General features: G+C 68.8%; 15 protein-coding genes. 5 read left to right on the forward strand and 10 right to left on the reverse strand.

What is annotated here, in order from left to right:
* Nucleotides 1-54 precede the first annotated feature (54 nt).
* The 5 genes from E0H75_RS42965 to E0H75_RS09135 form a co-directional block, all read right to left on the reverse strand.
* A complete protein-coding gene (locus E0H75_RS42965; protein WP_165553526.1) occupies nt 55-216 on the reverse strand; it encodes a hypothetical protein in 162 nt (53 codons plus the stop codon).
* Between the two features lie 13 nt (nt 217-229).
* Entirely contained in the window at nt 230-358 is a 129-nt protein-coding gene (locus tag E0H75_RS44575) for a hypothetical protein (RefSeq protein WP_272948889.1), read from the reverse strand.
* Nucleotides 359-855: 497 nt separating this feature from the next.
* Nucleotides 856-1,563 (reverse strand): GntR family transcriptional regulator, encoded by a 708-nt coding sequence (locus E0H75_RS09125; RefSeq protein WP_131512728.1) that lies wholly within the window; start codon nt 1,561-1,563, stop codon nt 856-858.
* Nucleotides 1,564-1,570: 7 nt separating this feature from the next.
* The gene (locus tag E0H75_RS09130; protein WP_131512729.1) at nt 1,571-2,101 is read right to left on the reverse strand and encodes a cysteine hydrolase family protein; all 531 of its coding nucleotides are present in this window, start codon (nt 2,099-2,101) and stop codon (nt 1,571-1,573) included.
* A complete protein-coding gene (locus tag E0H75_RS09135; RefSeq protein ID WP_131512730.1) occupies nt 2,101-3,561 on the reverse strand; it encodes a purine-cytosine permease family protein in 1,461 nt (486 codons plus the stop codon). Before E0H75_RS09135 ends, E0H75_RS09130 begins: the two co-directional genes overlap by 1 nt.
* A gap of 75 nt (nt 3,562-3,636) precedes the next feature.
* Between E0H75_RS09135 and E0H75_RS09140 the strand changes: the two genes are divergently transcribed.
* The 4 genes from E0H75_RS09140 to E0H75_RS09155 all read left to right on the forward strand — a co-directional run bounded on the left by E0H75_RS09140 (nt 3,637) and on the right by E0H75_RS09155 (nt 6,731).
* Nucleotides 3,637-4,491 (forward strand): alpha/beta fold hydrolase, encoded by an 855-nt coding sequence (locus E0H75_RS09140; RefSeq protein ID WP_165553528.1) that lies wholly within the window; start codon nt 3,637-3,639, stop codon nt 4,489-4,491.
* Nucleotides 4,492-4,495: 4 nt separating this feature from the next.
* Nucleotides 4,496-5,056 carry an NADH-quinone oxidoreductase subunit B gene (locus E0H75_RS09145; protein WP_238162898.1) on the forward strand — a complete coding sequence of 187 codons (561 nt, stop codon included), beginning with the start codon at nt 4,496-4,498 and terminating at the stop codon, nt 5,054-5,056.
* Entirely contained in the window at nt 5,053-5,802 is a 750-nt protein-coding gene (locus E0H75_RS09150; protein ID WP_131512732.1) for an NADH-quinone oxidoreductase subunit C, read from the forward strand. Before E0H75_RS09145 ends, E0H75_RS09150 begins: the two co-directional genes overlap by 4 nt.
* A 65-nt stretch (nt 5,803-5,867) precedes the next feature.
* Nucleotides 5,868-6,731: a GNAT family N-acetyltransferase gene (locus E0H75_RS09155; protein WP_238162899.1), complete on the forward strand. Its 864-nt coding sequence runs from the start codon at nt 5,868-5,870 to the stop codon at nt 6,729-6,731.
* On the opposite strand, the gene E0H75_RS09160 is transcribed toward E0H75_RS09155, so the two are convergent.
* Nucleotides 6,722-7,147, reverse strand: coding sequence for a PIN domain nuclease (locus tag E0H75_RS09160; RefSeq protein ID WP_131512733.1), 426 nt, complete (start codon nt 7,145-7,147; stop codon nt 6,722-6,724). The two genes, E0H75_RS09155 and E0H75_RS09160, sit on opposite strands and share 10 nt — an antisense overlap.
* Before the next feature lie 249 nt (nt 7,148-7,396).
* Nucleotides 7,397-8,608, reverse strand: a complete 1,212-nt coding sequence (locus tag E0H75_RS09170) for an NAD(P)H-binding protein (protein WP_131512734.1) — start codon at nt 8,606-8,608, stop codon at nt 7,397-7,399.
* 61 nt (nt 8,609-8,669) lie between these two features.
* Here E0H75_RS09170 and E0H75_RS09175 point away from each other — a divergent pair, with 61 nt between their 5' ends.
* Nucleotides 8,670-9,620, forward strand: a complete 951-nt coding sequence (locus tag E0H75_RS09175; protein WP_131512735.1) for a complex I subunit 1/NuoH family protein — start codon at nt 8,670-8,672, stop codon at nt 9,618-9,620.
* Here E0H75_RS09175 and E0H75_RS09180 read toward each other — a convergent pair.
* From E0H75_RS09180 to sigJ, 3 genes are all read right to left on the reverse strand, one after another.
* A complete protein-coding gene (locus tag E0H75_RS09180; protein ID WP_131512736.1) occupies nt 9,613-10,428 on the reverse strand; it encodes an LLM class flavin-dependent oxidoreductase in 816 nt (271 codons plus the stop codon). The two genes, E0H75_RS09175 and E0H75_RS09180, sit on opposite strands and share 8 nt — an antisense overlap.
* Nucleotides 10,429-10,584: 156 nt before the next feature.
* Nucleotides 10,585-11,724 carry an NAD(P)/FAD-dependent oxidoreductase gene (locus E0H75_RS09185; protein WP_131512737.1) on the reverse strand — a complete coding sequence of 380 codons (1,140 nt, stop codon included), beginning with the start codon at nt 11,722-11,724 and terminating at the stop codon, nt 10,585-10,587.
* A gap of 66 nt (nt 11,725-11,790) precedes the next feature.
* Nucleotides 11,791-12,663: an RNA polymerase sigma factor SigJ gene (sigJ, locus tag E0H75_RS09190; RefSeq protein WP_131512738.1), complete on the reverse strand. Its 873-nt coding sequence runs from the start codon at nt 12,661-12,663 to the stop codon at nt 11,791-11,793.
* Nucleotides 12,664-12,677 lie beyond the last annotated feature (14 nt).

Raw genomic sequence — 12,677 nt, forward strand, 5'->3', positions numbered from 1 at the left:
CGAAAACGCCGTCCCTGACCGGTTCTGTCGGGTCAGGGACGGCGGTCCCGGCCGTCATGCCGCCGTAGTGGGTCGGAGGGTCCGGCGCGCGTGCCGCGGCTCGGGCTGGTGCGCCCGCTCCGCGTGCTCCCGGCGCGTCGCCGTCCGGAACTCACGCTTGGTCCGCTCCAGCTTGTAGGCGGTCTCCGCCTGGATCGTCTGAGGTGTGATGAACATGGTCTGCCTCCCTTCAGGCTTTCCGGCCGAACAGGTGGACGAGGTTCCGGCGGGCCCGGGTGTTCCGGTGCTGCCGGAAGTCGCGGCTGAGGCGCTCCCTGCGGTAGGCGACCTCCGCCTTGACCGTTTCGTTGAAGTACATGGATTCCTCCTGGTCTGGTGCCGGCTCCTGCCGACACCCCTCAATCTGCTCGTCTGAGGTGACCCCGCACATCGGAGTTCCTCCCTATCCCTGCGCCTCAGGTGGCCTTAGGCGGTCCTGGTACGGCGCAGGGGGTCCCTAGGGACCCCGGAACGACGGTGCGGCCGGCTCCCCGGAGGGAACCGGCCGCAGGGACGGACGGGGGACGGCGGGTCTCTCGCGTTCACATCGCCGGACGGGCCCGCAGTTCGGGCGCGCAGGGCTCGGCAGGCTGCACCTTGTGCTTGCGCTGGAACCAGGACGGGCGCTGGAAGTCACGCCGCAGGCGGTTCTGTCGGTAACGGACTTCGGCCTGGAGCGAGTCTGGTGAGTAGAAGAACATTGATCTCCTCCGGGAGCTTGTCGATGAGGAGAGAGTGCTCGCCTGAGGGGGAGGGCCACATCGGCACAACTCCCTATGCCCGGGCGATCCAGGCCTTACAGAGGCTTACAGAGCCTTAGAAGCCGTAACTGAGGCTCAGCTCGAAGTGTTCGGGGTCCAGCAGGCAGTCGGCCTGCTCCGCGAAGGTGTCCGCCGCGGTCCAGCTGGTCCGCTCGGTGTGCAGGAACCAGGTCCCCTCGGGCCGGCCCAGCAGTGCGGCCTCGGCATGGTTCAACGGGCGGCCGCGGAGCCGTTGCTCACAGTGGTCGAGATGCAGTCCCGCCCGGCTCAGCGTCGTACTGATCGAGCCGTTGTCGAGGCCGCGGCCGGGCAGGTCGCGCAACGACTCCAGGGCCGGGATCCGGCTGCGCTCCAAGGAGATCGGGACACCGTCCGATAGTTGCCTGACCCGCTCGATCACGATCACGTCGGGGTCGTCCAGCCCGAGCCGCCCGGCCAGGCCGGGATCCCGTTCGAGGGCGATCTTCACCGTCCGCATCCGGGTCTCCACGCCCTGCTCGGACAGCGCGTGCGTCCAGCCGAGCCGGCCGTCCAGCGGCCGCCCGTCGAACAGCACGAACGATCCCTTGCCGGTCCGGGTGGCGATCAGACCGTCGTCGGTCAGTACGGCGAGCGCGGCGCGGACCGTGTTCCGGCTGACCGAGAACCGCCGGGCCAGTTCGACCTCAGCGGGCAGCCGCGCGCCCCGGCGTACCAGGCCGGAACGGATCTCCCGGGCCAGGACAGCCGCGACGCGTTCGTGCTTCAGCTCGATCCCGGGCATCGGCGGCTCACTGGGTACTGCGGAGTTGGTCGATCGTGACGATCTCGAGCATCGGTGCGTAGAGCCGCATGATGTCGAGCGCCTTGCGGTGGTTGTCCGCGGTCGAGCCGGCACACGCCTCCTCGACCACCTGGACCTGGATCCCGGCGTCCACAGCGGCCAGCGCCGTGCTGATCACGCAACAGTCGGTCGTGACGCCGCCGAGCACCAGCCGTCCGTCCGGCGCGGCTGCCTGCGCCAGCTCCGGACCCCATTTGCCGAGGGTGGTCTTGTCCAGAGTTGCAGCGCCCTTGAACTCGTCGACGAGTTGGTAGTCGGCCGACTCCGGCGGCTGCAATGCGAACGGGAACTCCTGGTAGTACGCGACCCAGGAACCGGTTGGTTTGTCCGGCGCCACGAACCGCGTGAAGACCATGTCCGGCGCGAACAGTTCGACCAGTTGCCTGGTCGGCTCGACCACTCGCCGGAAGTCCGGGGCGGCCCAGCCGGAGGTGGGATCGGCGAAGATCCGCTGCAGGTCGATCAGCGCGAGGACCATCAGGCGACCGACTCCTGTGTGCGTACGGCGGCCGCACCCGCGAACCGCTGGACGACGAAGCCGAGCACCAGCGCGACCAGGATGCCCAGGTTCGCGAAGGCCCAGTCGCCCTCCTTGCCGCCGAGGCCGAGCGGCCCGAGCAGGTAGCCCTGCCAGGTCAGCCACGACGCCAGCGTGTTCGTGACCAGTCCCCAGCCGATGCCGGTGGCAACGACCATCGTGATCACCGGCAACCACCGGACGTCGCCGTACCGGCCGCGGACGTCGTACAGGTCGGCCTCGGCATAGTCGCGGCGGCGGGTGGCGAGGTCGGCGAGCATGATGCCGCACCAGGCCGCGATCGGGACGCCGAGCGTGATCAGGAAGCCCTGGAACTGAGCCAGGAACTCGCCGCCGTAGAAGACCACATAGATGGTGCCGGCAATCATCACGACGCCGTCGATCAACGCGGCGACGTACCGCGGTGCCGGCAGACCGATCGCCAGCAGGGACAGGCCGGACGAGTAGATGTCCAGCACCGCGCCACCCACCAGGCCGAGCACTGCCACGATCACGAACGGCACCAGGAACCAGGTCGGCAACGCCTCAGCGAGCGCACCGATCGGATCCGCAGCGATCGCGGCGCTCAGGTCCTGCGACGACCCGGCCAGCAGGAGTCCGAACACCAGCAGTACGACGGGTGCCACGGAGCCGCCGAACGTCGTCCAACCGACCACGCCGCGACTCGACGACCCACGGGGCAGGTAGCGGGAGTAGTCGGCGGCCGCGTTCACCCAGCCGAGCCCGAAGCCGGTCATCAGGAACACCAGCGCCCCGATCACCTGCTGGCTCGAACCGCTCGGCAGCGCGGACACGGTGCTCCAGTGGATCTGGTCGGCGACCAGGATCATGTAGACGACGGTGAGTACGCCGGTCACCACGGTGATGATCGTCTGCGCCCGCATGATCAGGTCGAACCCGAGCACGCCGCAGGCAACGATCAGTACGCCGACCACGATCAGCGCGATCACCTTCGTCAGGGTGCCGCCGCCCCAGCCGAGGCGTTCGAAGACGGTCGCGGTCGCCAGCGTGGCGAGGATCGTCAGCACGGTCTCCCAGCCGACCGTCAGCAGCCACGACACCACCGACGGCAGTTTGTTGCCGCGGACACCGAACGCCGCGCGGCCGAGCACCATCGTCGGCGCCGAACCGCGCTTGCCGGCCAGCGCGATCAGCCCGCAGAGCAGGAACGAGAACACCACCCCGATCAGGCCGGCGATGACGGCCTGCCAGAACGAGATCCCGAAGCCCAGCGCGAACGCGCCGTAGCTCAGACCGAGGACAGAGACGTTCGCCCCGAACCACGGCCAGAACAGCTGGCTCGGCCGGCCCTTCCGGTCCGCGTCCGCGATCACGTTCAGCCCGTTGCTCTCCACCGCGAGCGCCCGGGTCTGCTGCTGCACCTCGAGCTGGTCAGCCATAGTGACTCCCCACCCTGAATAGACCTGTTCAGTCCTGTTCAATCACGGTAGGACGGTGGGTCGGGGTGGTCAACAATGAATGCCATGCTGAGCGACGCGGTGGACGGATTCACGCTGACGTACGACCGGGCCGGTGAGGGGCCTGCTGTGGTGCTGCTGCACGGATGGCCCGGCGACCGGACCGACTACCGGCTGCTCGCGCCGATGCTGGTCGAGCGTGGTTGCGAGGTGGTGGTGCCCGATCTGCGCGGCTTCGGCGAATCGGACCGGCAGTCGGCGGATCCTGCGCAGTACGGCGTCCAAGCGCAGGGGCGGAGTGTGGTCGGGCTGATCGAAGAGCTCGGGCTGGAGCGTCCGGTGCTCGCCGGGTACGACGTCGGCAGCCGGATCGCGCAGGGGATCGCGCGGACCCGGCCTGACCTGATCGAGGGCATGGTGGTCGCGCCACCGCTGCCGGGGATCGGGAAGCGGGTGTTCTCCGAGCACGCGCAGGCGGAGTTCTGGTACCAGGCCTTCCATCGGCTGCCGGTGATCGAGGAACTGATCGACGGGAATCCCGACGCCGTCCGCTCCTATCTGCGGCACTTCTGGACGCACTGGTCCGGTCCGGGCTTCGAGCCGGAGCTGGATCAGCTGGTCGAGATCTACTCCGTGCCGGGTGCGTTCACCGCCTCGATCAACTGGTACCGGGCGGGTGCGGGCTCGGTCGCCACCTCCGCAGCCGAGTCGTCGCCGCCGTCGTACGACCGGATCGCCGTACCGACGGTGGTGCTGTGGCCGGAGTTCGATCCGCTGTTCCCGCGCGCTTGGTCCGATCGGCTCGACGACTTCTTCAGCGACGTACGGCTGCGGCCGGTGGACGGTGTCGGACACTACGCGCCGCTGGAGTACCCAGAAATCCTCGCCGAGGAGATTGTCGGACTAGGCTGACCACATGTCCCAGACCGAGCTGCCGATGCCGACCGTCAGGCCGGCTGTGGGTGCGCTGGCCAAGCTCGCGCCCGAGCCGGTCCGGTACCTGCTGAACTGGGGCCGCAAGTACTCCCTCTGGGTGTTCAACTTCGGCCTGGCCTGCTGCGCGATCGAGTTCATCGCCGCGTCGATGGGCCGGCACGACTTCATCCGGCTCGGCGTGATCCCGTTCGCGCCCGGGCCGCGGCAGGCCGACCTGATGGTCGTCTCCGGCACCGTGACGGACAAGATGGCGCCGGCGATCAAGCGTCTCTACGACCAGATGCCGGAGCCGAAGTACGTGATCTCGTTCGGCTCCTGCTCGAACTCCGGTGGCCCGTACTGGGACTCGTACTGCGTGACCAAGGGCGTTGACCAGATCATCCCGGTCGACGTGTACGTGCCGGGCTGCCCGCCGCGGCCGGAGGCGCTGCTGCAGGGCATCCTGAAGCTGCAGGAGAAGATCGCCGGCGAGAACATGCCGAGCCGGTACGACGAGCCGTCCGCGGCCGCACTGACCCGCGACCTGGTGACGCCTCAGTGAGCAGCGACGCGCTCGAGGCGCTGACCGCGGCCGGGATCGCCGCGACCCAGTCCGACAGCTTCTCGCCGACGGCGATCGACGTACCCGCGGAGTCGTGGGTCGCAGCGCATGAGGTGCTGCGGGATGCGGTCGGGTACACGTTCTTCGATTTCTTGTCGGCCGCGGACGAGCTGACGGATGGGTTCCGGGTGGTCTCGCACCTGGCGGACTTCTGGGGTGGGGCGCATGTCGAGCATCTGCTCGTGCGGACGCTGATCCCGCGGGACAAGGCTGTCCTGCCGACGCTCTCGGAGTTGTACGCCGGTGCGAACTGGCATGAGCGGGAGACGTTCGAGATGTTCGGGATCAGCTTCGAGGGCCATCCGAATCTGATTCCCTTACTGCTGCCGGATGGCTTCGAGGGCAACCCGCTGCGCAAGGAGTTCGTCCTCGCGTCCCGGGTCGCGAGGCCGTGGCCCGGCGCGAAGGAGCCAGGCGAGTCGGACCACGCTCCCGCCCACGGCGCCCCGAGCCGCCGGCGCACCCTCCCCCCAGGCGTCCCCGACCCGGAAACCTGGGGCCCACGCCCACCCGGCTCACCCGACCCAGACCCCCTGGCACCCGCCCAAGCGGCCGCCACCCCTGCCCGCCCCCGCCGAGCAGGCGCAGACCGCCGAACCCGCAAACAAGCCGAAGCTCCGCCACCGCAAGCTCCTCCCGCGGACGCCCCCTCCGCCGAGGCTCCTCCTGCGGAGCCTGAAGGGTGATTCCTACTGCGGACGAATTGGCGCGGTACACGCTTGAGCGCCAGCACCCTCTCACGCGCACCTGGGTGGACGACTCGACCCGGCTGGAAGCGTTGGCAGAAGAACATGCCAGCCTGGACCTGCTGCTCGCCCAGGATCTCGACATCGCGGCCATCCGCGCCGCGCGCTTCGCCCCAGGACAGCCCGCCGAGTCCATGCTCAACTACTGGCTACCCGTCGGCGACGACCTGCACGCGATGGTCAGCATGCGCTTCGAAGGCCTCGACCCAACCAAGCCCTTCGTAGACGCAACCCCGATGACCCGCGCGCCCCGCATCTCAGACCTCCCCGCCCTGGCCGCGGTCGCCCGCGAGACCTACGGCATCCACAACCCGCGCTACGTCCGCCTGTGGAGCGCCGACCCCACAATCGAAGGCACACAACCCGACCGCCGCTTCTTCGCCGCACCAATCAGCCAGCTACAACCTCACGACGTACCACCCGAGCTCACCCTCGTCCCGGCGAGCAGCGTCGACCACTACGACGACGCACAGCGTGCGTACGACGCTGTGGTCGCGGCCCACCCGCATCACACCGAGGAAGCGTCACTCCAGGACCGCGATGACCTCGCCGAGTCAGCCGACGAGGGCTTCCTCTTCGACATCGTGGTCGACGGCGACTGGGCTGGATACGCCGCCGGAGTCCACAAGCCCGAGGACGCGCTAGGCCTCCCCGCGTACGTCGTACGCGAAATGATCCTCGCCCCGAAGTACCGAGGCCGAGGCTACGGCCGCCACCTCTCCGCCCTCCTGGCCCAGGCCCTGCCAGACCACACCCGCATCCTGATCGGCACCATCCACTCAGCCAACCAAGGCGCCCGCACCGCCGCCCTAACCGCCGGCCGCCACGACATCGGCGGCTGGCTCCAACTCCCGCTACCTCAAGCCTGATCCAGCCGCTCCTGCCGCTGACCGGTGAGGTTGGCGATGAGTTCGAAATCCTTGTCCACATGAAGGACGATCAGTCCGGACAGTTCTGCCGTTGCCGCAATCAGAAGATCCGGAACCGACGGTGCCCGATGGTGTCCCGCAGAGGCGAGTTGGGACTGCACGACCACAGCCCGACGCTCGATCGCAGGAGAGGCGTTCTCGATCGGCATCGCCGAGATCACCGGATTCTGCAAGGCCGATCGATGCACATCCGCGGACCGGGCCGGGTAACCGACCTCGAGCAGGGTCACTGTGGCAATGTGCACCAGGCCGCGGTTGATTCGGTTCGCCCACTTGTCCCGGTTCGGACACGTGCCGAGGCGGACGAGGGCCGACTTGTCGATCAACCAGCGTCGGGATTCGGCGGTCGGGGTCACGACCAGGCCTGGTCCATGACTTCAGGGTCGCCCAGATCGCGGACCGTGTCGGAGACCGCTCCAGGTCGGCCGCCGTGACGACAGCATCCGAGCGGCCGGCCCGCTGGCTCAACTGTCGCCGAAGATATTCGCTTCTCGACAAGCCCAGGTCGCTCGCCTGTGGTCGATGACGGCGAGAACATCGTCGGGCACGTCTCGGATCAGTACGTCGCTCATCGCGCCACCGCCTGTCGCCGATATCGGACGATATCAGGGGTGTGATTGCATGTAATAGAAGACTTCCTCGCGGGTTATTTGGCCGGTGGTGACTGTGCAGAGGGAGAGTTTGATGGTTTGGGAGCGGTGGCCGGTGGTGCGGTTGCGCTCGTCGAAGGTGAAGCGGATGGCGAAGCGGTCGTCGTCGAGCAGGGGGCCGAGCACCTGGATGCCTTCGTAGTCGATGCCGGCGCTGAGGCGCTGGGCGTTCTCGAGGATGGCGTCGCCCTGGAGCGCGACCTCTTCGCCGTTGGTTTCGAGTGGCGCGATGCGGACGTAGTCGGGAGCGGTGTACGCCATGGCCACCGTGACGCGGCCGGCGCTCAGCGCATCGACGTAGCGGTTCGCGACCTCGGCTGTGGAGAGGACGCGGAACTCGTCAGCGTGCTCCCGGGCCCAGTCGGCGAACGTCAGCGCCGGACGGCCGGTGAGCTCGGCGACCGTGGTCGTGACGGGCTCGGGTTCGTCGACGAGCTTCGCCCAGTAGGTCACCGCGCTCTCCGCCAGTGACGGGTCAGCGCCCTGGTCGAGCATCACCTGCCGTGCCTGCTCGTCGGACAGTTCCTCGACGCGCATCTCCTTGCCCACAACTCGCGCAATGGTCTCCACCTGCTCCGCCTGCGTCAGCACCTCCGGCCCGGTCAGGTCGTACGCCTGCCCGATGTGCCGATCGTCCAGCAGCGTGAGTACGGCGACCGCCGCGATGTCCCGCTCGTGGATCAGCGACCGCCCGGCCTTCGGATACGGCAGCCGTACGACGTCACCGCTCCGGAAGTCCCCGGCCCACCCCTGCGCGTTGACGGCGAATCCGCCGGGCCGTAGCGCGGTCCAGTCCTTACCCGCCCGTCGGAGCAACTCCTCGACGTCGCCCCAGACACCACCGGCCGGTGCGTTCAGCGAGGACAGGTACACGACACGCCGCGGCAGCTCCGCGACGATCGCCTCCGCGCCATCCGCGCTGTACGCCGGCCACAGCAGGAACGCCGCATCCATGCCGGCCGCAGCCCGTCGTACCGCTGCCGGATCGTAGATATCGCCCTGGATCAGCTCGACGTCCGGCGGCAACGCAGCGCGGTCAGGTTTTCGGACCAGTGCGCGGACGCTCACACCCGCCGCGCGCAGTCCATCCACCACATGCCGGCCGACGCGCCCGGTCGCTCCGGTCACCAGCACGGTGCTCAGCTGAATCTGTTTCTCATCGGTCATACGACCCACCCTTTGACCTCAACGGTGGTTGAGGTCAAGTCGGACTCGATAGGGTGCGGTCATGCTGGAGTTCGTGGTGCGGGTGGTCGGCGTCCTCGTCGCCTTCCTGGTGGCGCCCCTGCTGGTCGGCCAGGCCGAGCACAAGGTGATGGCGCACATGCAGTCACGGCTCGGTCCGATGTACGCCGGCGCGTTCCACGGCTGGGCGCAACTGGTCGCGGACGGCGTCAAGTTCGTCCAGAAGGAGAGCGTGGTCCCGGCGGCCGCGGACCGGCGGGTGTTCGAATGGGCCCCGATCGTCGCGATCCTGCCGTACCTGGCCGCGCTGGCCGCGATCCCGCTGGCGCCGGGCATCGTCGGCGCGGACCTCGACTCCGGGCTGTTCTTCGTGCTCGCGGTGATGAGTATCGGCGTACTCGGATCGCTGATGGCGGGCTGGGGGAGCGGCAACAAGTACAGCCTGCTCGGCGGACTCCGGGTCGCGGCGCAGCTGATGAGCTACGAGTTGCCGTTCGTGCTGTCCGCGGCGAGCGTCGCGGTCGCGGCTGGTTCGCTGAGCCTGTCGGGGATCGCAACGGCATGGAACCCGTGGTGGCTGCTGTGGCAGCTGCCCGGTCTGGTCGTGTTCTTCATCGCCGGGTTGGCCGAGTTGCAGCGGCCGCCGTTCGACATGCCGGTCGCGGACTCCGAGGTGATCTTCGGGCCGTACACGGAGTACACCGGCCTGCGCTTCGCGATGTTCCTGCTCGCCGAGTACGCCGGCATCGTCGTACTGGCCGGGCTGACGACGGTGCTGTTCCTGGGTGGTTGGAGCGGCCCCGGGCCCGACTCGATCGGCTGGATCTGGACCATCCTGAAGGTCGCGCTGGTCTCGGTCGTCGTCATCTGGGTGCGGGTGTCGTTCCCCCGGATGCGAGCCGACCAGCTCCAAAAGCTCGCCTGGCAAGCCCTGGTCCCGATCGCCCTCCTCCAACTGGCAATCACCGGCGTCGGGGTAACCCTCTTCAACTGACAGGCGGACCGGCGGCCAGGCGGGTGTGGAGGTCTTCGGGGGAGATCTCGGAGCCGTCTTGGAACCACCAGGTGACGCCGGCCTCTTCGTACTGCGCGGCCAGGTCAGCGTCCGGGGCGCCGGCCTGGCTCGGGGACCAGATGGCGATGTCGGCGTTCGGGCGTCCGCCGGACTTCTCGAAGTCGGCGCGGATGGTGCCGAGTTCGTCGATGGTGGGGAGCCGGAAGTCGTCGGCCTCGTCCCTGATCTGCGGGAACAGGCCGTCCGCGTTGCGCGCACCTCGGACCGGACCGGTCCGTGGCCAGAAGCCGCTGGTCCAGATCGGGATCTCGCTGCGAGGGAAGCGGACGTCGGTGGCTCGGTAGTACGTGCCCTCGTGCTCGACGGGGTCGCCGGCGAGGAACTGGTGCAGCAGCTCGGCGCCTTCGTCGAGCCGCTCGGCGAGCTCTGTGCGCTTGGCGGACTCGCCGAACCGGGTGTAGTCCCAGCCCGCGCCTGTTCCGAGACCGAGGATGAGACGACCGTCCGAGAGGTCCTGCAGCGTGCTTGCCTCGAGCGCAAGCTTGGCCGGTCGCCGTCGAGGCAGCGGGACGACCATCGGTCCGATCAGGATTGTGCTGGTGGCTTCGGCGATCGCGGCGAGCGTCACCCAGGGATCCGCCACCGGCGGGTCGTACGTCGGGGAACTGAGCAGGTCCCAGACGAAGAACCCGTCCCAGCCGTGGTCCTCGGTCGCCTTGCCGAGATCGCGGAGGACCTTCGGACTGCCGTACTCACCGAACGACTTCACATAAGTGCCGTAGCGCATGGTCTCTCCAACCTGCTCCGTTCGCACCGGAATTCCTGGACCGCGTGCACACCGACAGGTAGTGCGCCGGCGAGACACCGTACACCGGCGGGCACGTGCGCCCAGGTGCACTATGAACCGCCGGGCACTACCTGTCGGGCTGCACAGCGCCCCCGGTCAGGCGGCTTCTTCGCGGGGGAAGAACGGGAGTTCTACGCTGACGCGGTCGGCGGCGGCGAGGATCTTCTCGCGGTCGTCCACCGGTGGATGGATGGCCTGGTTGATGCCCTTCTTGACCGCCGCACCGTCGGCGCCGGACGCCATGACTCGGCGGTCCCAGCCCCGCGTGAAGACTCCACCTGCGGCGCCCAGATCCAGGCACGTGACGTACGGGCCGGGAGTGAAGTCGCGCAGAGGTACGCCGAGCAGATCAGCCGCCGCGTTGTACCCGGCAACCTTGCCGAGCGGCGTCGCGTGCTGACACGCCTGCATGACCGTGTGCTCAGCGTCGAACGCCGCCGCAGCCGTATCCCCCGCGACGAACACCTCGGGAAGCGCACGCAGCCGATCGTCCACTCGCACCCGGCCCAGGTGGTCGAGCTCGTCGGAGATCTGACGGGTGAGCTCACTGGCTCGCATCCCCACCGACCAAACAACGACGTCCGCGTCGACCTTGCTGCCATCGGACAGTACGGCGTACCCGTCGCCGACCTCCGTCACCGTCGTACTGAGGCGGCGTTCGATCCGCAATTCGTCCAGCGCGGCCTCGATCTCGCGGCGCGGCCCCGGGCCGAGCTGTGCCCCGACCACAGCGGACCGGTCCACCAGCAGCACTCGGCCTCTCGAGGCCAACTCGGTCGCGGCCTCCAGGCCGACGAACCCGGCGCCGACGACCACGACGGCGTAGTCGCGCCGATCGCGCAGATGGTCGGTCAGCCGCCGGGCACCATCCAGCGTGTCGATGTCGAAGAGTCGCTCAGCGCCCGGCAACCCGTCGGGCTGAATCAGCTTGCTCCCGGCCGCGAGCACCAGGCGGTCGTAGCCGATCTCGTGGCCGTCAGCCACCACCACGCGGCGCTCGGTGTCGATCGTGCTGACCGAGGCTCGCAGGTGTTCGACGCCGATCGGCCCGAGGACCCGGCTGAGCTCCACCTTGGCCAGGTCCGGCTCCGGTTCGTACAGGCGTGGCCGCAGTACCAGGTGCTCGTTCGGTGCGATGAGGGTGATGCGCATATCCGCGTCGCCGCGTGCGAGCGCCGCTCCTGCCGCGCTCCAGACACCGGCGAAGCCGCCCCCGATGATCACAACGTGTGGCACAGTCTCGTCCTCTCTCAGCCGCACCCCGCGGATCGGGGCGTGCGGCAGGGAGACAACACAGCTGACTCAGATGTGACCGAGGTGCGCCAGCTTCTCGGGATTGACCTGCCGCCGGAACGCCGTGATCCGCCCGTCGGCGACCTCCACCGTGTCGAGCCAGACGAGCGTGCCGCCGCGGTACGTCGCCAGCGCCGGCTGTCCGTTCACCTCGATGATCCGGACCGTGTCGGGACGCCTCAGCTCGATCTGCCTGACCGTCAGCTTGGCGATCCGCTCGGGACCCGTGACCGGCTTCCGTGCGGCGGTCACCTTGCCGCCGCCGTCGGCGACGTACACAGCCCCGGGGTCCAGCAGTGCGACGAGCCCAGCCAGGTCTCCTGCGTCGGCGGCTGCCTTGAACGCCTTGAGTACACGTTCGGTCTCGATCTTGGAGGCCCGTGGCGTCTCCTCGACGGTGGCGACCCGTGCCCGCGCGCGGGAGGCGAGCTTGCGGCTGGCGGCGGGCGTCGTACCGAGCACCTCGGCGATCCGGGCGAACGGGAAGTCGAAGACGTCGTGCAGCACGAGCGCGACGCGTTCGGCGGGGGTGAGCGTCTCCATCACCACCAGCATCGCGGTGCTCACCGACTCGTCCATGAGCACCGCGGCGGCGGCGTCCGGCCCGGTCAGCAGCGGTTCGGGCAGCCAGGGCCCGACGTAGGACTCGCGCCGGACGCGCGCCGACTTCAGCACGTTGTACGACGTACGCGCGGCCAGAGTCACCAGCCAGGCGCGCAGATCGCGAACCTCGGACAGGTCGGCGGCCGCCGCACGCAACCAGACGTCCTGCGTCACGTCCTCGGCCTCCGTCACGGTGCCGAGGATCCGGTACGCCGCGCCGAAGACCGCGGGACGATGCGCTTCCCAGTCGGCCTCCGACAACGCCTTGGTCCGCTCCACCTCACCCTCCCGCC

The organism is Kribbella capetownensis, assembly GCF_004331485.1.
GTDB classification, from domain to species: domain Bacteria; phylum Actinomycetota; class Actinomycetes; order Propionibacteriales; family Kribbellaceae; genus Kribbella; species Kribbella capetownensis.

Coding starts and splice junctions, on each gene's coding strand:
- E0H75_RS09135 (WP_131512730.1), bottom strand. CDS start 3,561: ATGGCTGACCAGCTCGAGGTGCAGCAGCAGACCCGGGCGCTCGCGGTG.
- E0H75_RS09175 (WP_131512735.1), top strand. CDS start 8,670: ATGCTGGAGTTCGTGGTGCGGGTGGTCGGCGTCCTCGTCGCCTTCCTG.
- E0H75_RS09170 (WP_131512734.1), bottom strand. CDS start 8,608: ATGACCGATGAGAAACAGATTCAGCTGAGCACCGTGCTGGTGACCGGA.
- E0H75_RS09140 (WP_165553528.1), top strand. CDS start 3,637: ATGAATGCCATGCTGAGCGACGCGGTGGACGGATTCACGCTGACGTAC.
- E0H75_RS09125 (WP_131512728.1), bottom strand. CDS start 1,563: ATGCCCGGGATCGAGCTGAAGCACGAACGCGTCGCGGCTGTCCTGGCC.
- E0H75_RS09180 (WP_131512736.1), bottom strand. CDS start 10,428: ATGCGCTACGGCACTTATGTGAAGTCGTTCGGTGAGTACGGCAGTCCG.
- E0H75_RS09145 (WP_238162898.1), top strand. CDS start 4,496: ATGTCCCAGACCGAGCTGCCGATGCCGACCGTCAGGCCGGCTGTGGGT.
- E0H75_RS09130 (WP_131512729.1), bottom strand. CDS start 2,101: ATGGTCCTCGCGCTGATCGACCTGCAGCGGATCTTCGCCGATCCCACC.
- E0H75_RS42965 (WP_165553526.1), bottom strand. CDS start 216: ATGTTCATCACACCTCAGACGATCCAGGCGGAGACCGCCTACAAGCTG.
- E0H75_RS44575 (WP_272948889.1), bottom strand. CDS start 358: ATGTACTTCAACGAAACGGTCAAGGCGGAGGTCGCCTACCGCAGGGAG.